Raw genomic sequence first — 17,335 nt, 5'->3', positions numbered from 1 at the left:
CTGCGCATCTGTCATTGATGCAGATTAAGAGCGGAGGCCTTCCCGGGGAAGGAAAACGCCATGGAGAGAGGGCGTGGCCTCGGGGGCCGCGGGGGAACAAACAACCTCGCTGGAACGCCCTCGACAACGCTACAGCTACCGGCTTGTCTGCTCGTGGTCTTTGAGGCAGGTCCAACTGATGATCGAACTGCCGCTCTTTGCTAGGTCGTCCTGATTGGAAGGTGGCGGCGTGGCCTTGGCGCGTCGAGCCGCGTAATCGTATCGTGGCGCGCGGCGTGCCATAGAGATCGAGGATCTGGTTGTGGCCGTGAGCTGTCATGGCTTTCTCCTCACGTCCCGCCGCCAAGCGAATGCACGAAAATGGTAAGTTCCTTAACCGTCGTATCGCCGAGACGCCCTGCCCAGGCAGGCATGACGCCATGCTTGGGAGCGGCCACCTGACGGATGATCGCATCCTCGCCGCGTGCCTTCAGCCAGATCGCATCGGCGAGATCCGGCGCGCCCATTTCGGCTTTTCCTTTGGCGTCGTCACCGTGACATGCGGCACAGTTATCGACGAAGACCTGTTTTCCGGCCTCTGCGAGACCGGGGTCCGACGGTGTATTGGTCAGTCCCCAGACGTAAGCCGCGACCTGCCTTGTCTGGAGGGGATCCAGAACATCGGCAAAGGGCGGCATTTCGGACGCATGAGTGTCCGTATCCCCGTCGAAGCGAATCCCATGCGCGATCGTCGCCTGGATGGCATCCAGGTCTCCGCCCCACAGCCAATCGTCGTCGTTGAGGTTCGGAAATCCCGGGCCGCCGCTTGCTCCCGAGCCATGGCACGGCGCGCAGTTCACCTTGAATGCAGATGCGCCGCCGGCGACCGCGAATTCGCGAAGGGCAGAATCGGAATCGATCTCGCGCACCGTCTTGGCGGCGATCAGATCATGAAGCGTCGTCTGCGATGCCTTGGCCTGATCCAGGTTCTGCTGCAGCTCGGCGCGGCTGGAAAAGCCCAGCATGCCCTTCGTGGCGTCGGTAATCATCGGGATCGCGGGATATGCGATTGCATAGCCCAACGCCCAGACAATTGTGGCGTAGAAGGTCCATACCCACCAGCGGGGCATCGGATTGTTGAGTTCGCGGATGCCGTCCCATTCATGTCCGGTCGTTTCGACGCCGCTAAATTCATCGATATGTTTTTCCGACATCTCAATCTTCCTTCAAGGGAATATCGGCGGCCTCTTTCGCCGTCTGCTTGCTGCCTGGGCGAAGGGTGAACACAACGACGCCGACGAAAAATGCCGCCATTGCCAGGAGGCCCCAGCTGTCGGCAAAGTGTCTCATTGCAGTGTAGGTTTCCATGGATCACCTCATCGGTAGCCGGTCGCATCGTCGTAGGTCGAGAAATCGACCAACGTTCCGAGCATCTGCAGGTAGGACACCAGGGCATCCATTTCGGTCAGCGCAGCAGGATCGCCGTCGAAATCGCCGGTCTTCGCCTTCGGATAGCGGGCAAGCAGCGCTGTCGTATCTGCGTTCGGATCGGCTTGGGCCTTCATGTCGGCCTCCGCGTTCGCCAGCATGTCGTCGTTATAAGGCACGCCCACATCCTCGTTGGCCTTCAGGTCCATTCCCACGTCCTTGACCGTCACCCTCTGTTCTTTGAGGAAGGCGTAACGCGGCATGATCGACTCCGGCACGACTGCCCGAGGATCGGCGAGATGCTGGACATGCCATTCGTTGGAGTAGCGTGCGCCGACACGGGCCAGATCCGGCCCGGTTCGCTTGGATCCCCACTGGAAAGGATGATCGTACATGGACTCGGCCGCGAGCGAGTAATGGCCGTAACGTTCGACCTCGTCGCGGAACGGCCTGATCATCTGGCTGTGGCAGAGGTAGCAGCCTTCGCGGATGTAGATGTTTCGTCCGGCCAGCTCGAGCGGCGTATACGGCCGCATGCCTTCCACCTTTTCAATCGTGTTCTGCAGGTAGAACAGCGGTGCGATTTCGACGATGCCGCCGATGCTCACGACGAGCAGCGAGCCGACGAGAAGAAGCGTCGCGTTCTTCTCGAGGATCTGATGTTTATCTAGTATCGATGCCATGTCTCACCTCATTCGGCAGGCTGTGGTTGGGGCACGAAAGTGGTTGGGATTGCAGCTTCGTCGCGCAGGTGGCCGCGGATCGTCATGAACACGTTCCAGGCCATGACGAGACCGCCCGCCAGGTAAAGCGTTCCGCCGACCGCGCGCAGCACGTAGTAGGGAAACATCGCCGCGACCGTCTCCGCGAAGGAATAGACGAGGAAGCCCTGGGAATTGTACTCGCGCCACATGAGCCCCTGCTGGATGCCGGCAACCCAAAGCACGGCGGCGTAGACGACGATCCCGAGGGTTGCGAGCCAGAAGTGCCAGTTGACCATCCGCAGGCTGTAGAGACGCTCGCGTCCCCATAGCTTCGGCGTCAGGTAGTAGATCGCCCCGAAGGTGATCATTCCCACCCAGCCGAGAGCGCCGGAATGCACGTGACCGATCGTCCATTCGGTATAGTGGCTGAGCGAATTGACGGTTTTCACCGACATCATCGGGCCTTCGAAGGTCGACATCCCGTAAAAGGCGATAGCGACGATCATCATACGGATGACCGGATCTGTGCGGATCTTGTCCCAGGCGCCCGAAAGGGTCATGACGCCGTTGATCATGCCGCCCCAGGACGGCATCCAGAGCATGATCGAGAAAACCATACCGAGCGTCTGGGCCCAGTCAGGCAGTGCCGTGTAGTGCAGATGGTGCGGCCCGGCCCAGATGTACATGAAGATCAGCGCCCAGAAGTGGATGATCGAAAGCCGGTATGAAAAAACAGGGCGGTTGGCTTGCTTCGGCACGAAGTAGTACATCATGCCCAGGAACCCGGCGGTGAGAAAGAAACCGACGGCGTTATGGCCGTACCACCATTGGGTCAGCGCGTCCTGGACACCCGAGAAGACAGAATAGCTCTTGGAGCCCAGGAACGAGGCGGGAACCGCCAGGTTGTTGACCACGTGCAGCATCGCAATGGTGACGATGAAGCTGAGATAGAACCAGTTTGCCACGTAGATGTGCGGCTCTTTGCGCTTCAGGATCGTTCCAAGATATACTGCTAGGTAGGCGACCCAAACGATGGTCAGCCAGAGGTCGACGTACCACTCAGGTTCGGCATATTCGCGGCCTTGAGTGATTCCAAGAACGTATCCGGTCGCAGCCATCAGGATAAAAAGCTGGTAGCCCCAGAATACGAACCAAGCCAGGTTGCCGCCGAAAAGACGCGCGCGACAGGTGCGTTGCACCACGTAGAACGACGTCATGATCAGCGCGTTGCCGCCAAAGGCGAAGATGACCGCCGACGTGTGAACGGGCCGCAGCCTTCCGAAATTGAGATAAGGGGCGATGTTGAGGTCAGGAAAGGCCAGTTGCAGCGCGATGATCACGCCAACCAGGAAGCCAACCACGCCCCAGAATACAGTGGCGATCAGGCCATACCGGATCACCTCGTCGAAATAGCCTGATATATCGACTTTCCGCCATTGGCCTGCCGGTGAAAACTGAACCTTCTTGACCAGCACCACAGCCCCCGCGGCGAGGCAGAAGAAAAGTAAGCCCATATGGACCGCAAAGAGATGATCATGCGCGAACGCCGCTCCTAGCAGAGCTAGAAACGCCGCGACCGCGATCACCATCGTTTCCGTTGTGTAATTCATGATGTCGTCCCCAGTACGCCGACGACCGCGTCGCGGCCGTCTTTCTCGCCAGGACTGTCACGAAGCCGCAAATTGCTCCTTGATCTGCGTCAACGAGAGGTCGGGAAAACGGCCGGCGCTACGATTATAATACAAGGGGTCGTTAGTCGTTGGCACATTCCGACTGTCGTCCCGTCACGCAGGGTGTTTAAGGTTCGATCTCGCGTTTTCGTGGTGGATCAGTTCTCTGGACTGGCGGAACGCGTTATGGGCCAGCTGTGATACACGAGAGCACGACGACAGATGCACTCCATCAAACAATATCAGAGTTTGCTGACGCGCTAAGGATCAATCTGAGGAAGGTGGCCGGAAGAAAAATTATGCTCTTGGCCGACGTGTCGTAGGAAACGCCGAATTTAGGGGCGTTGCACCTTGAGGTGAGAAGTCCAAAAGGAGGGCCAAGGAAATCGTTGCTAACATCGGCTGGGATAAGTGTTTCGAGCGGCAACTAGTCGACGGGGTGCAAGCCCGCGGCGTATAATCGATCAAGGACGAGCCGATTGAAAGCAAGCTGCGCGCTTCGCTCGATCGTGTCAAAAACGCCGCTACGGGTGAGCGGCATTCTTGTCCCTCCCTATGTTGGTTGTCTGGCTAAAAGGGGGCCGTCCAACACCTGGTTCGCCAAGGTCGGTGGAAGTCCGATTCGATCAGAGCGTTCCGTCGGGTGGCCTGCTGCCGGTTTCATGGACACGAGGTTAAGGTGTTCCTCCTGAAACCGGAGAGCATGAATGCAAAGACGAATATTCAGCCGCGAGTACAAGCTTGAGGCGGTGAAGCTGGTCAGGGAGCGTGGGGTTGCCGTTGCGCAGGCTGCCCGTGATCTTGATGTCCACGAGAATGTGTTGCGCAAATGGGTTCGGGAATACGGCGACGATCCCAGCCAATCCTTTCCTGGAAAAGGGCAAATGAAGCCGGAGCAGCTTGAGATCGAGCGGCTCCGTCGTGAAGTCGCAAAGCTGAAGGCAGAGCGCGATATCCTAAAAAAGGCCGCAGCCTACTTTGCCAGGGACGCGATATGAAGTTCGCGTTCGTTGCAAAGCACCGCTCGATCTGGCCGGTGGCATGGCTCTGTGAAGCGCTGGGAGTTTCTCGTTCAGGTTTCCACGCCTGGTTCAATCGTTCTCCGAGCGAACATGCACGCCATGACGAGGTCCTGCTGGAAAGGATCAAGCAGAGTTTCCAGTCCAGCGACCGCACCTATGGTGCCCGACGGGTCTGGCACGATGTGCTGGAGGAAGGGTTATCCTGTGGCCTCCATCGTATTGAGCGGCTGATGCGCTTGAATGCGCTCAGGGCAAGACCGAGGCGGCGTGGCTTGCCAAAGGATGCCGGTGACCGTGCCGTCATCATGCCTAACGTGCTGGACCGCCAGTTCGTGGCAGACCGTCCGAACCAGAAATGGGTGGCTGACTTCACCTATATCTGGACCGCGGAAGGCTGGCTGTATGTCGCAGCCGTCATCGACCTGTTCTCACGCCGTGTCGTCGGCTGGTCGATGAATGCCAACATGACAGCCCAACTCGTCACAGATGCGCTGATCATGGCGATATGGCGTCGAGGAAAACCAGATGCTCTGCTGCATCACTCCGACCAGGGCAGCCAATATACCAGCGAGCAGTTCCAGCGCCTCATGGGAGATCACGGCATCACCTGCTCGATGAGCCGCTCTGGAAATGTCTGGGACAACGCTGCAATGGAGAGCTTCTTCTCCTCACTGAAAACGGAGAGAACGGCACGGAAGGTTTATCGCACGAGGAATGACGCCAGAGCCGATGTGTTCGATTACATCGAGCGCTTCTACAACCCGAAGCGTCGCCACTCGACACTGGGCTATCTCAGCCCCAATGACTTTGAAACAAAGGTGGGATTAGCTTAACCTCGTGTCCGATAAACCGGCAGCAGGCCAGGGAGCGTTCTCCTCCCGTTGTATGGGGGCTGCGCGAGTCGTCCGAAGGCTGGAAGGTGCGCCGAAGACCAACCGCAATGCCATCACATGGCGGCCAGTCGTATGCCACCGCGGCGCGGACTGCCGCCAGCCGCATCAATGACCGCGAATGCGAGCTCAATACTTTGCGATGGGTCTGGCGACCAGCAAGCGCTTCATGATCGAGCCGGAGCCAGACAACGATACGCTGGCGCACCGAAGGAAGGCTATCAACTTCAGCCGCATTGGACTGCCTCGTCCACAAAAACGGGAAAGAGCCGATCCGGAACCTACAACCCTATCCGTATCCACCGGTCGCGTCTGTCCGCGCCCTGTCCCTGCGATGAAGACTGCATCTTGAACTCGACGATGCGCCGGGGTTATCAGGGCGGTGGAACAGGCGATCGTCGCTAGCGATCACCTGGCTACCAAGTCGAAGCATCCCTGGGCCGATGGCCAGATCAAGCGATTTCGCCGCCGCCTCCATTCGGGCGTCGCCTGTGGCGCTGTTTAGTCGTTCTCTATCACAAGATCGCGAACGGCTGCAGGATACATTTGTTCGTGGATGTTTTGCGCATGTGCCAAGGCGCTCTCGTAGTCAACGTGAAGGTGGACGCGCGACATCGCGCCATTAAGCTCGGTCACCACGTCCTTTGATGTGATGGCGACGGCGCGCGTGCCTGCCGCTGCGACAAGGCGCATCGCAAAATCGATGTCGGTTATGATGCAAAGGCAGGGCCTGCCGTCCTCTTCAAAGCATATCGAGCTAATATCGTGTTGATCAAGAAGCACAAGGAGAGTGTCGCGTTCTGCAACACTCGCGACAGCTAATACTGCTGTGTCGCGTGCTAGTGTCACGGAAGCGGAGTATCCGTGGCCTGTGATGATCGTGCCCGTCGCCGCTCCGTCACTAGTCAGTGCTTTGCACACTATGGTGACTGCGTGCTCTTTAGCATAATCCACTGCCCTATGGTGCAGCACCTTTGCGCCCTGCTGCGACATCTGCGCAATTGTCCAATACCCAATCTTCGGGATTAATCGTGCCCCTGGTACAAGATGAGGATCTGCCGTGTAGACGCCCTTAACATCTGAATATATTTCGCACGCTTGCTCTCCTAACATGGCAGCGATCACGACGGCTGTCAGATCGGAGCTGTTTCTGCCGAGAAACGTTAGTCTGCCCGACTGATCAATTGCCTGACCGCCCGTTACAATGACAATGTCATGCTCCTGAAGTGCAGCCCTGATTGGCTGAGGATCGACCCTTTCTACTGATGCCCGACCGAAGTCTGAATTTGTGCCTATCCCTAGGACATAGCCATTCAACGACGTTACGGGAATCCCAAGGCAGCAGACTGCAGCCTCCAACATGCAGGCACTTAGCATCTCGCCCGTGGCAAGTGCCGCATCGAGATTCGATGGTGATGCTTCCCTGTTGACGCCAAGCATGGTTGCTTTCGGCTTGTCGGTCATTCCATACATTGCGCTGACCACGGCGATAATCTTGGCTCCGCCTGCTGCCCGCAGCTCAGCTAAATGCTGAGCAACTCGAGCGTAATCACAAGGATCTCGAAAACTCGAGCCCCCGAATTTGACAATAGTCGTCTTCATGATTCACCGATCAAGTTATTGGCGATCGCAAGCTGTGCGATGAGGAGTGCGTTGAGTGCCGCCCCAACCTGAATGTTGTCGGCTACTACCCACATCCACAGCCCGCGCGGATTCTCGGGATTAACTCGGACCCGTCCGACGTGAACATCTGCAGGATCTCCCAGATAGCGTGGCATTGGATATCCGTCGCGAACTTCGTCAGCATAAAGTCGAACACCTGGTTCATTTGCCAGGAGCTCACGGACCTGTTCTATTCGAACATGTTCGTCGAACTCGACGTATACCGCCTCGGAATGACCCGTCTTTACTGGCACTCTAACGCAGGTGGCGGTTAACTGCAGATGAGGCATACCGAAGATCTTCCGTGACTCTTGAACCAGCTTGCGTTCCTCAAGCGCCACGCCTTCGCGGGAAATCTCTCCGATCTGCGGTATGACATTGAATGCAAGAGGGACAGGGAAGCTCTCCGCAGCGGGTCCTGTGCTCCCCTCGAGCCAGGCTTTGACACCGTCTTCTAGCTCCTTAATCCCGCGCAGGCCAACTCCTGAGGCGGCTTGATAGGTGGTCAAAAGAACCTGGTTAACGCCGAACGTCGCTATCAACGGTCGCAGTGCCCGAACCAGCTGTATCGTGGAGCAATTTGGATTTGCTACTATTCCAGACGGTGGACGAACCGTAAGTGAACACGCGTTAACTTGTGGTACGATGAGGGGTACGTCAGGCCTCATTCGAAAGGCATTCGAGTTGTCAATCACCAAGGCTCCTTGGGATGCGAACCGAGGTCCCCATACGGCGCTTACGTCGCCGCCTGCAGAGAAGAATGCAATGTCGGTTTTGGTATCACCGATATCGCTAATGTCGCGGAGTGCCTCAACCTGGTATGTTTGGTCTCGAAACTTGAATTGACGCGCACCCGAACTGGAGGCGAACAGCCGCAGTCGATTGATCTTAATCTCGCTTTTTTCCAACAATTTGATCAGGGCCGTTCCGACCGCCCCGGTTGCTCCAACGACAGAAATATCTAATGGTCTCATGAGTACCTCATTTAGACGCTCGTGGTTGGATCTTGCTTTCAAAATTCGAAGCTCGCTTCGGCCGCCCAAGGATGTAACTGGAAGTCTGTCGTCGCGGCTTGATGCACAGTTCAATGCCTCCTCTCTTCAGATCGTTGGACTTTCGACCTGGTGGACGCCTAGAAAGATCTTCGCGTCGCCAGCCGGATTTGCTTTCAGGAAGTTGCCATGCGGCCTTCTCCACGTCTTCGAACCGATGCGATAGTCTCGCAATTTGGACGGCGCCGGCGGCTTCTACCGCTCGGAACGGAGTTCAAGATTCGTGCACCGCACGATGATCAACGGCGATATGAGTCTGGCAGTTCTTGGGACAGACGCGGGCACACGCTCCGCAGCCGATACAGCGGCCGGGATAATCAATGACCATGATCACGCGACTGAGCTCACCATTAAAGTCGTCCTCGCCATCGCAGACACCGAGCGTTTCACCTGCGTCGTCGATGCCGTAGGGGTGCATGACCTCACGTGAACAGACCTTGAAGCAGCGACCGCAGCCGATGCACATCGCAGGGTTGATCGAATTCAGATATTCCGGCATCCATCGGGACCCGTCGCGAGTAACGCATGACCTTGTCATAGATTCCTCCGATTTTAGCGAGTTCTGCCATGATATATGTGACCGCCGAAGGCGCGCCGATCGCCAGACAAAATGCGAGCCGGCAGCTTTCTAACGCCGTTATCTTTGCCGCGATGCGGTTCCTTACCTTCGATCAGTGTCTTCCGATCTCGTCGGAGATGTCCTCGAACCCGGCGGCTTCCACGAAGGTCCACGCGTTGCGAGTCGCGTCGTAGATGACAAAGAGTCTGGCCGATTCTAACTCCGAGTTCAGTCCCTTCACATCTTGCGTGGGCGATCGCAATTCAAAGCGCCCACCTACCGTTTCGGCCGCTGTTGATAGAATCTGCCATTGAAGAGCGAGAGGCGACGAATTGATCTCATTATTGCGATCCCCGCCTGTCGGTTGAGTCAAGTGGCCAGGGGTTCGGAGGGTGGTGGTTAGCCTGAATGATGTTCGCGAAGTCGAAGATCACCTCGCGGGATCCGCGGTATAATATTGTAAGTTTGTGCTGGCTGCCGAAGCGGTCGAACATGGGGAACCCCACCCGCATCAGCGGAACGCCGAGACGTCTGGCAGCTTCTCGGCCGTGCGAGTGTGTGACGATAAGATCGGCCGTTGCGGCGAGACTTTCCAGATCACTGAGATCGCCGACTTTGACGGTCTTCGCCGGTACCATCTCGAGCGCCTTCGAAGTGCCGGTCGTGGTGACCGCGGCCGCAATTTCCGCACCCATGGCAGTAAAAAAGTCGGAGAGCTGGAAAAGTTGATCGGGCTCGGAAGCGATTGCGATCTTCTTGCCAGCCATATGGGAATGTCCGTCGAGCATGGCATCCTGCAACTGCATTCGGTTGCGGCGGACATTGAGTGGTGACTGTTTGCGTGACATAGCGGCAAGCACGCGAATAAAGCGATCGACGTTTTCTAGGCCCGTCAGCGATCTAAACAGCACGTACGGCACGCCGGTCAGTCTCTGCAGCGCTTCAGCCGGTCGCCGCATATGCTCACCGATTGCGATACACTGCATCGTCGCCCCGAGATCGCGAATCTCCTTCAATTTCGTGCCGCCATACGTTATCGGCATCCATTCTTCGGGGATGGAGCCGTCGAGCGATCCGGATACGTCAGGCAGAATAACCGGGTCGAGGCCGAAGCTTACGGCCGTCTCGCGCAGATGTTCTATGTCAGCAACCGTTAAGTTCCAGCCAGGCAAGATCGCGATTTTCCTCGGATTGCGATACTGCTTGTCAGGTCGCGCTATTGCCTCGATCATGGCGGTAACAGCTTTGGACCAACCCTCCTCTATGGCGCCATCAAAGTCAGGCGTGTTGGCGACTACCACTTCGGTCCCCATAAGTTCCATCGCCCGCCTGCGCTTGATGTTTTCGACGTCACCGGCGACATCCTCGTCGCGGGCCTCTACCGATGCGGTCGTGCATATTCCGATCAGTCGAGGCCTCGTGCGGGCTTTGAGGCTGAGAATTGCCTCTTCGAGACGATCCGCGCCGCCGACGATTATCGCGGCTTCGTTCATCGCCGTCGTTTGCAGCGGGATCGCTTCATTGAAATGCCTCACGAGCAGTGCGAGCGCGAAGCTCGTACATCCCTGGCTGCCATGGAGCAGAGGTATTGCGCCGTCGATGCCCAGAAAGGCGAAGGCAGCCCCAAGCGGCTGAGACGACTTGAGTGGGTTGACCGCCGCCGACTTAGTTTGTGATACGACGCGTGCCATAGTACGACCTCAACGTTCTTTGCGAGTGATCTCGCGGTTTTGGTTCGACGCGCTTACGCTTCTCTTTTCGCTCGCTTTGCAACGACCAAAGCCGGCTCCCATGGCGCCGGCTCGCGCACCTGCGGCCACATAGGGTTGTGGATTGCCAGGTCAATTTGTCGAGCAAGTTGCACCATTCCCTCGTAGCCAGCGTAAGCGTGATGACGCTCCTGATTAATATCGAGCCAGGGCAGTTTAGCCTTCAACGCTATATACTGGGTGCGCCCGCCCGACAGCATGATGTCAGCCTTTCTCTCGAGTAGAAGCGAGAAAAGCTCGCGCGGCGACATCGACTCGAACAGGAGGTTCTCCTCCTTCAGGGTCTGTTTCACTCGCTCCCGATCTTCGAGCGTCGATTTCTTGACTGATGTGCCGACGATCTCCATGCCGATCTCCATCAAGGCATGGACGACCGACCAGGATTTCACGCCGCCTGTATTTAGAAGCACGCGCTTGCCCTCGAGGCGAGGTCGGTAGGCTTCTAGCCTCTTCCACACCTTTGCCTCTTCTTCCGCTACAAGGATTTCCGTGCGATGCAAAAGCGAGGGGTCAGCACCCTTCCTTACAAGCAGATCGGCGATCCGCCGGAGCGCCTCCGAGGTGCCGGAAATGCCATAGAAGGAGCCCTCGAAAAATGGAATGTCCCACCGCTCCTGCATCTTACGTGCCAACGTAACGAACGCTGTCGAACACACCGTCATCGCTGCGCGTGAGCGGTGGGCGGAGGCGATTTGCAGATATCGCGCGTCTCCGGGAATACAGGCGCGGACGCGGATGCCGAGCTTATCCAAGAGCGGCTTCACCTGCCAGAACTCACCAGAGAGGTTAAATTCGCCGAGTATGTTGATGTCGCAAAGGCCTGGCTCATCGGGCTCCAAGGTACCTATGACATGCTTGAGTAGCGCCTCGCCCGCTAGCTTGTTGCCGAGGTTCTTAGATCCGACAAAGCCTGGCGCATTGACCGGCACCACCGGTAAGGCAAATTCGTCCGCCGCTCGCTTGCAAACAACCTCGATGTCGTCACCGATCATCGCCGTAACGCAGGTTGAATAGACGAAGATTGCCGCGGGCGCATACCCCTCCTTGATTTCCCGGATCGCTTTAAAGAGCTTCTGTTCGCTGTGTCCCATCACAATGTCGATTTCCGTAAGATCAGTCGTGAAGCTCGTGCGCCAAAGTGTTGGACCTGACGAGGCAGCGCCACGGTTGTCCCAGGAATTTCCCTCGCAGGCGAGCGGCCCGTGAATCAGATGCGCGACATCGGTGATCGGCTGCAGTGCGACCTTGGCGCCGTCGAAAGCGCAACCGCCGACAGCCGTTCCGGGGGCCATTGGCTTCGCGCAATCCCTTCGGCGAACCCTAGGGTCCTTGCTGCCGCTCCTCTCGCTCGCGAGCTCATGGAAGGCATCTGTGATTTTGGCGTTGAGCGAGGCCATTCGTCTGCCTTCATGCTGGGTTGAGAGATAGGCCGTTTGGGAGACCACCGCTCTTAGCGAGTGAGGTCATACGAATAGTCCGTCACACCGGCGTGCATTGTTTCGCGATCGAGGTTGTCGAAAATCTTGTCGAGGATCGCCGTTAAAAGACGCAGTCCGCCCTGGTAGCCCATGAGGGGGAATCGATGATGATGGTGCCGGTCAAAAATTGGAAACGTCAGCCGAACCAGTGGGGTACCGGTGTCCCGTTCGAGATACTTCCCATAAGAATTGCCTATCAGGAGATCCACGGGCTCAGTGAAAAGTAGCGAGCGCATTGCCCAGAGATCTTTGCCTGGCCAAACCTGTGCATTCTTCCCGAAGGGCGAGGATGCGAGGAGTTCCTTCATCTCGGCTTCCCAAGCCGAGGTGCCGTTTGTGGCGAGGCAGTGGGTTGGCTCGCCGCCGGTCTCCATGATGAAGCGCGCCATCGCATAAACGAAATCTGGATCGCCGTAAATCGCGTATTTTTTTCCATATAGCCAAGCTTGGCTATCCGCCATCGCATCGATGAGTCGACCGCGCTCCAGGCGGATCGCCTCGGGAATTTCTCTCCTGGAAATCTCCGATATCACCATCAGAAGTTCGTCGGTAGCTTGGACGCCGAGAGGGTAGTGGAAGGAGGTAGCCACTTGTCCAACGTCTCTGCAATAGTCCAGCGTCTTGCGAGTGTTGTAATGCTGCAGGGACAATGTCCACTCCGCGTTCAACGCCGCCTTCACGTCATTGATTTTGGTCCCGCCGTCATACATTCGAAATTCGCCATCGGAGGGCGTATCAAACTGATCTGATGCGTCCTGGATGAACATGTAAGTCACTTGCATCAAGTCGAGCAGGCGTTTTAATTCGCGATTGTTCCCAACGCAGAAGCCATCAAATCCAGGAATGATGTTGATAGAAGCGGTGGCTTCACTTCGCGCGGCGCCCTTCCAGAAATTCTCCAGCACACCTTTTACCATGCTGTCGTAGCCATCGACATGGCTGCCGACAAAGGCAGGCGTGTGGGCGAAGGGGACATCGAAATCGCGCGGGACCGAACCTTCACTTTTGGCGTTTTCGATAAAACCATGCAGGTCATCTCCGATGACCTCGGCCATACATGTGGTCGACACCGCGATCATCTTCGGGTTATAGAGCTTGTATGTGTTGGCGAGACCGTCGACCATGTTTTTCAAGCCGCCAAATACAGCCGCGTCTTCCGTCATCGATGACGAGACCACCGATGACGGCTCCTTGAAATGGCGAGATAGGTGCGATCTGTAGTAGGCTACGCAACCTTGGCTGCCATGGACAAACGACATCGTCCGCTCGAATCCCGCCGCTGCAAAGACCGCGCCGAGTGGCTGGCAGGCTTTGGCTGGATTAACCACAAGAGCTTGGCGGGCCAAGTTTTTTTCGCGATATTCCCAGGTCTTCGTGAATTCACGTTGGTCAGAGACAACCTGGTCCGGGTGTGGGCATTCGAATTTCAGCTTTTTTTTGGCCAACATCTTCCTGTATTCCGGCTCGCAGAATAGGGGCGCGTGGTCGAGAGTTTTCTTAGCTGATTGCGGCATAGGGTCACCTCTTTCAATCTGGCCGCGGCTCAAGGGCGGTCCAGAAACATGCGTCGCTTAAGCCCTGAGCGTTTTTTACGCGCGAACGCTAGGTTCTCACCCAGCAACCGCAGCCAAAGCGCGGTCTTTATTCCAGGGCGCGTCGTAGAGACCCCAAACTGGATTGTTAATTGCCATATCCATGTCCCGGGCGAAAATTGCGAAGCCATCATAACCGTGATACGGACCAGAATAGTCCCAGGAGTGCATCTGACGGAATGGAATGCCCATTTTCTGCACCGGGTATTTCTCCTTGATGCCGGATCCGACGAGATCGGGCCGAATTCCCTCAATGAATTTCTCTAGCTCGTAGCTATTCACATCGTCGTAGATCAGCGTGCCTTCTTTTACATAATGGCCAGTGCGCTGATAGTCGTCGCCGTGACCGAATTCGTAGCCGGTTCCTACGATTTCCATACCGAGGTCCTCATAGGCGGTGACGACGTGACGAGGACGCAATCCCCCGACGTAGAGCATCACCTGTTTGCCAGAGAGGCGCGGCCAATATTTGTCGATTACGGCCCAAACGAGGGGTTGGTATTTGACTATGACCTTTTCGGCTTTTTCCTGGATCTCCGGCCCGAAGTGCTTGGCAATGTTGCGCAGCGAGGCGTTGATTTGGTACGCCCCAAAGAAATTATACTCCATCCAAGGAATGCCATATTTTTCCTCCATGTGCCTGGAGATGTAATTCATCGACCGATAGCAGTGAATGAGGTTGAGTGCGGCTCTCGGCGCGCGCTCCACCTCCGCGAGAGTGGCATCTCCCGACCAGTTGCCGACCACGCGCAATCCGATCTCCTCGAGCAGGATGCGCGAGGCCCATGCGTCGCCGCCGATGTTATAGTCGCCTATGACATTTACGTCGTAGGGACCTGACTCGAATTTTATGTCTTTCTTGTCGAAGACCCAATCTCGAATTGCGTCGTTGGCGATGTGGTGGCCAAGCGATTGCGACACGCCACGGAAGCCTTCGCAGCGTACCGGCACAACGGTCGTCGCGTGTTCTTTGGCCTTTTTTCGCGCTACGGCCTCGATATCGTCGCCAATCAGGCCGATCGGACATTCTGATTGCAGGGTGACGCCATTGCTTAGCGGGAAAAGTTCAGCGATCTCATCGATGACCTTTTCCAGTTTCTTGTCACCACCGAAAACGATGTCCTTTTCCTGAAAGTCGGATGTAAATTGCATGGTTACGAACGTGTCGATGCCCGTCAGACCGACGTAATAGTTGCGACGTTGCGACCAGGAATATTGACCGCAGCCCACAGGCCCGTGTGAAATGTGAACCATATCCTTGATTGGTCCCCAGACGACACCTTTTGAACCGGCGTAAGCGCAGCCGCGGATCGTCATCACGCCTGGAACAGACTTGATATTCGACTTTACCTCGCATTCGCTAATCGCGTTTGCGTCCTTTTCGCTCGTTGCAAGGCTAAGGTGCTTACTGCGGCGCTTTGCTGCTTTGTCCGGATATTGCGACAGCACGTCCGTTATAAGCTTCGCATGTAAATCACTGTCATTCGCGTATTTGAAGGTCATTGACCCAACCCCTTGGAAAATCCGGCTGAAATCTCAACTGCGAAACCTCCCTCACGGGATGGCAGGCGCTTTGCGTGTCGCTGCTCGCTCGTGTCAGTGTGATCACTGGGCAGCTTTCAACTTGGCATCTCTGGCTTGAAGTTCGGCAAGCATCTGCTCGTCGGTCTTCATGATCCCGAAATCGAGAAGCATGTCCTCAAGTTCTTCCATGGTGATGGGGGTCGGGATGGTGCCTTTTCCAGAATTGTCATGTATTCTTTGGGCAAGTGTCCGGTACTCGGCCGCTTGCTGAGAGTCCGGCGCATATTGGATCACCGTCATCTTTCTAAGCTCGGCATGTTGGACTATGTTGTCGCGTGGCACGAAGTGGATGAGCTTAGAATTGAGTTTGGCAGCCAGCGCTTCGGCCAGGTCGAGTTCGCGGTCGGTCTGACGCTCGTTGCAAATGAGCCCACCCAGGCGGACGCTGCCGCCTGCAGCATATTTCAGGATGCCCCTGGCGATATTGTTGGCGGCATAGAGTGCCATCATTTCGCCGGACATGACGATGTAGATTTCCTGAGCTTTGTTTTCACGGATCGGCATCGCGAAGCCGCCGCACACAACGTCACCGAGAACGTCATAAGACACGTAGTCGACATCGTTGTAGGCGCCGTTCTCTTCGAGAAAGTTGATCGACGTGATAACGCCGCGGCCCGCGCATCCGACGCCTGGCTCCGGGCCGCCAGACTCCACGCATTTGATACCTTTATAGCCTATCTTGAGCACGTCTTCGAGTTCAAGATCTTCAACCGAACCTCTCGTCGCTGCGAGATCAAGAACCGTATCCTGGGCCTTCGAGTTCAAGATCAAGCGCGTAGAATCAGCCTTCGGGTCACAGCCGACGATGAGGATCTTCTGTCCATGGTCCACAAGGGCGGCTAGTGTGTTTTGGGACGTAGTGGACTTGCCAATTCCGCCCTTTCCATAGAATGCAATCTGACGCAGAGCTGCCATGCTTGGCGTTCCTTCATATGTTCGAGGCAACGCGGATGCGGAGGCCGTCCCGCTGCCTCGCAATAGCTCTCAAGATTCGTGCCAAGCGGGCCGCTTGAGCTGACGAACAATAATTCGCTGCGATTCCAGTTGTGTGGGCGCAAAATAGGGGGATTGAGAACAGGACGCTTGTCACGTAACCGACAAAAGGTGATGACAATGTCGAAATGGATTGTCACCCTCTGAGGGCCGATGAATGGTACTGACCCTTTGTGCAATATCTGACCAACCGACAGGATGTCTCATTTATCCATGTGTAGCTTCTAGGATTATTGTTCGAACAGCCTGTATCCCATCACCAGACCAGCCGTAACGAATTCTGATCACTTGCCGCAAAGCGCTGTTTCCGGCGATGATCAAGCGTCATGTCACTTCGATTACTCCACGGCTAGCAATCCACTTCACCGGGAAGGCGTAATTGATGCCGGGTCTGGTGCCCCGCATAGGGTTAACGTCCTACTCTGCTGTCCATCATGATAGTGGCAACGATGTCAACGAAGCTCTCGCCCCGCACAAATCATGACCCTTAGACGACGAAGAAGGCGCCATTTGTGACCATACGTCGTGCGGCACGCGTCCAAGTGGCCTAGCTGCTTCTTCAAGGGCACCCGCCCGGCGTAGATCGTTTAGAAAGCTCGGCCTTTCAGTGGCGTCTATCCTTCGCCAGCTTCAGAACAAATGATCTGCTCGTAATGTTCGAGGCCTTCGCCGAGTACCTTACTTCTCCCCGTCAGGGATCTTAATTGGCAAATTCCAAATGGCCCATTGAATTGGGGTACGTCATGAGTTGCGGCTTTGTCGCTACCTTTGTCGCTACCTTTGTCGCTACCTTTGTCGCTACCTTTGTCGCTACCTTTGTCGCTACCTTTGTCGCTACCTTTGTCGGTTATGACAAGCGTTCCTGTTCTCAATCCCCGTAATTTCCGCCCACATAACTGAAATCGCAGCGAATTGTTGTTCGTCATCTCAATCGGCCTGCTTGGCACGAATCT

At 56.3% G+C, this 17,335-nt stretch carries 14 protein-coding genes and 1 pseudogene; 1 reads left to right on the top strand and 14 read right to left on the bottom strand.

The genetic code is table 11. The features are described from left to right. Window positions 1-135 precede the first annotated feature (135 nt). The 5 genes and pseudogenes from BA011_RS45760 to ccoN form a co-directional block, all read right to left on the bottom strand. A pseudogene (locus BA011_RS45760) lies at window positions 136-319 on the bottom strand (hypothetical protein). A 10-nt stretch (window positions 320-329) separates the two neighbouring features. After that, window positions 330-1,193, bottom strand: a complete 864-nt coding sequence (gene ccoP / locus BA011_RS36675) for a cytochrome-c oxidase, cbb3-type subunit III (protein ID WP_065284418.1) — start codon at window positions 1,191-1,193, stop codon at window positions 330-332. Window position 1,194: 1 nt separating this feature from the next. Continuing rightward, window positions 1,195-1,347, bottom strand: a complete 153-nt coding sequence (locus BA011_RS36670; protein ID WP_003549664.1) for a CcoQ/FixQ family Cbb3-type cytochrome c oxidase assembly chaperone — start codon at window positions 1,345-1,347, stop codon at window positions 1,195-1,197. 8 nt (window positions 1,348-1,355) lie between these two features. After that, window positions 1,356-2,090, bottom strand: coding sequence for a cytochrome-c oxidase, cbb3-type subunit II (ccoO, locus tag BA011_RS36665; protein ID WP_018070435.1), 735 nt, complete (start codon window positions 2,088-2,090; stop codon window positions 1,356-1,358). An 8-nt stretch (window positions 2,091-2,098) separates the two neighbouring features. After that, on the bottom strand, window positions 2,099-3,721 hold the full coding sequence (gene ccoN, locus BA011_RS36660; protein WP_065284417.1) for a cytochrome-c oxidase, cbb3-type subunit I: 1,623 nt from the start codon (window positions 3,719-3,721) through the stop codon (window positions 2,099-2,101). A 767-nt stretch (window positions 3,722-4,488) separates the two neighbouring features. Between ccoN and BA011_RS36650 the strand changes: the two genes are divergently transcribed. Next, window positions 4,489-5,636 (top strand): IS3 family transposase gene (locus BA011_RS36650; protein WP_130718853.1). Its coding sequence is split into 2 segments (ribosomal slippage): window positions 4,489-4,738 and window positions 4,738-5,636, totalling 1,149 coding nucleotides; the frame shifts between segments, so codons are not numbered across the junction. 558 nt (window positions 5,637-6,194) lie between these two features. On the opposite strand, the gene BA011_RS36645 is transcribed toward BA011_RS36650, so the two are convergent. From BA011_RS36645 to BA011_RS44710, 9 genes are all read right to left on the bottom strand, one after another. Continuing rightward, on the bottom strand, window positions 6,195-7,295 hold the full coding sequence (locus BA011_RS36645) for a uridylate kinase (protein ID WP_065284416.1): 1,101 nt from the start codon (window positions 7,293-7,295) through the stop codon (window positions 6,195-6,197). Continuing rightward, entirely contained in the window at window positions 7,292-8,329 is a 1,038-nt protein-coding gene (locus BA011_RS36640; RefSeq protein ID WP_065284415.1) for an aspartate-semialdehyde dehydrogenase, read from the bottom strand. The genes BA011_RS36645 and BA011_RS36640 overlap by 4 nt, the downstream gene beginning before the upstream one ends. 292 nt (window positions 8,330-8,621) lie before the next feature. Further along, window positions 8,622-8,945: a ferredoxin III, nif-specific gene (gene fdxB / locus BA011_RS43565; protein ID WP_072641008.1), complete on the bottom strand. Its 324-nt coding sequence runs from the start codon at window positions 8,943-8,945 to the stop codon at window positions 8,622-8,624. Between the two features lie 362 nt (window positions 8,946-9,307). Next, complete coding sequence (nifN, locus tag BA011_RS36625; RefSeq protein WP_065284412.1) at window positions 9,308-10,657, bottom strand: nitrogenase iron-molybdenum cofactor biosynthesis protein NifN; 1,350 nt, start codon at window positions 10,655-10,657, stop codon at window positions 9,308-9,310. A gap of 53 nt (window positions 10,658-10,710) precedes the next feature. Continuing rightward, window positions 10,711-12,132, bottom strand: a complete 1,422-nt coding sequence (gene nifE / locus BA011_RS36620) for a nitrogenase iron-molybdenum cofactor biosynthesis protein NifE (protein ID WP_065284411.1) — start codon at window positions 12,130-12,132, stop codon at window positions 10,711-10,713. Between the two features lie 53 nt (window positions 12,133-12,185). Beyond that, on the bottom strand, window positions 12,186-13,727 hold the full coding sequence (nifK, locus tag BA011_RS36615) for a nitrogenase molybdenum-iron protein subunit beta (protein ID WP_065284410.1): 1,542 nt from the start codon (window positions 13,725-13,727) through the stop codon (window positions 12,186-12,188). Window positions 13,728-13,823: 96 nt separating this feature from the next. Beyond that, on the bottom strand, window positions 13,824-15,308 hold the full coding sequence (gene nifD / locus BA011_RS36610; RefSeq protein ID WP_065284409.1) for a nitrogenase molybdenum-iron protein alpha chain: 1,485 nt from the start codon (window positions 15,306-15,308) through the stop codon (window positions 13,824-13,826). A 102-nt stretch (window positions 15,309-15,410) separates the two neighbouring features. Further along, window positions 15,411-16,304 carry a nitrogenase iron protein gene (gene nifH, locus BA011_RS36605; protein WP_062940084.1) on the bottom strand — a complete coding sequence of 298 codons (894 nt, stop codon included), beginning with the start codon at window positions 16,302-16,304 and terminating at the stop codon, window positions 15,411-15,413. A 692-nt stretch (window positions 16,305-16,996) separates the two neighbouring features. Continuing rightward, a complete protein-coding gene (locus tag BA011_RS44710) occupies window positions 16,997-17,308 on the bottom strand; it encodes a hypothetical protein (RefSeq protein WP_186806628.1) in 312 nt (103 codons plus the stop codon). Window positions 17,309-17,335 lie beyond the last annotated feature (27 nt).

This window comes from Rhizobium leguminosarum, from assembly GCF_001679785.1.
Taxonomy (GTDB): Bacteria; Pseudomonadota; Alphaproteobacteria; order Rhizobiales; family Rhizobiaceae; genus Rhizobium; species Rhizobium leguminosarum_R.
Note: the sequence above shows the minus strand (reverse complement) of the source record. Positions and strands in the feature narration are given on the sequence as shown.

Coding starts and splice junctions, on each gene's coding strand:
- ccoP (WP_065284418.1), bottom strand. CDS start 1,193: ATGTCGGAAAAACATATCGATGAATTTAGCGGCGTCGAAACGACCGGA.
- BA011_RS36670 (WP_003549664.1), bottom strand. CDS start 1,347: ATGGAAACCTACACTGCAATGAGACACTTTGCCGACAGCTGGGGCCTC.
- ccoO (WP_018070435.1), bottom strand. CDS start 2,090: ATGGCATCGATACTAGATAAACATCAGATCCTCGAGAAGAACGCGACG.
- ccoN (WP_065284417.1), bottom strand. CDS start 3,721: ATGAATTACACAACGGAAACGATGGTGATCGCGGTCGCGGCGTTTCTA.
- BA011_RS36645 (WP_065284416.1), bottom strand. CDS start 7,295: ATGAAGACGACTATTGTCAAATTCGGGGGCTCGAGTTTTCGAGATCCT.
- BA011_RS36640 (WP_065284415.1), bottom strand. CDS start 8,329: ATGAGACCATTAGATATTTCTGTCGTTGGAGCAACCGGGGCGGTCGGA.
- fdxB (WP_072641008.1), bottom strand. CDS start 8,945: ATGACAAGGTCATGCGTTACTCGCGACGGGTCCCGATGGATGCCGGAA.
- nifN (WP_065284412.1), bottom strand. CDS start 10,657: ATGGCACGCGTCGTATCACAAACTAAGTCGGCGGCGGTCAACCCACTC.
- nifE (WP_065284411.1), bottom strand. CDS start 12,132: ATGGCCTCGCTCAACGCCAAAATCACAGATGCCTTCCATGAGCTCGCG.
- nifK (WP_065284410.1), bottom strand. CDS start 13,727: ATGCCGCAATCAGCTAAGAAAACTCTCGACCACGCGCCCCTATTCTGC.
- nifD (WP_065284409.1), bottom strand. CDS start 15,308: ATGACCTTCAAATACGCGAATGACAGTGATTTACATGCGAAGCTTATA.
- nifH (WP_062940084.1), bottom strand. CDS start 16,304: ATGGCAGCTCTGCGTCAGATTGCATTCTATGGAAAGGGCGGAATTGGC.
- BA011_RS44710 (WP_186806628.1), bottom strand. CDS start 17,308: ATGACGAACAACAATTCGCTGCGATTTCAGTTATGTGGGCGGAAATTA.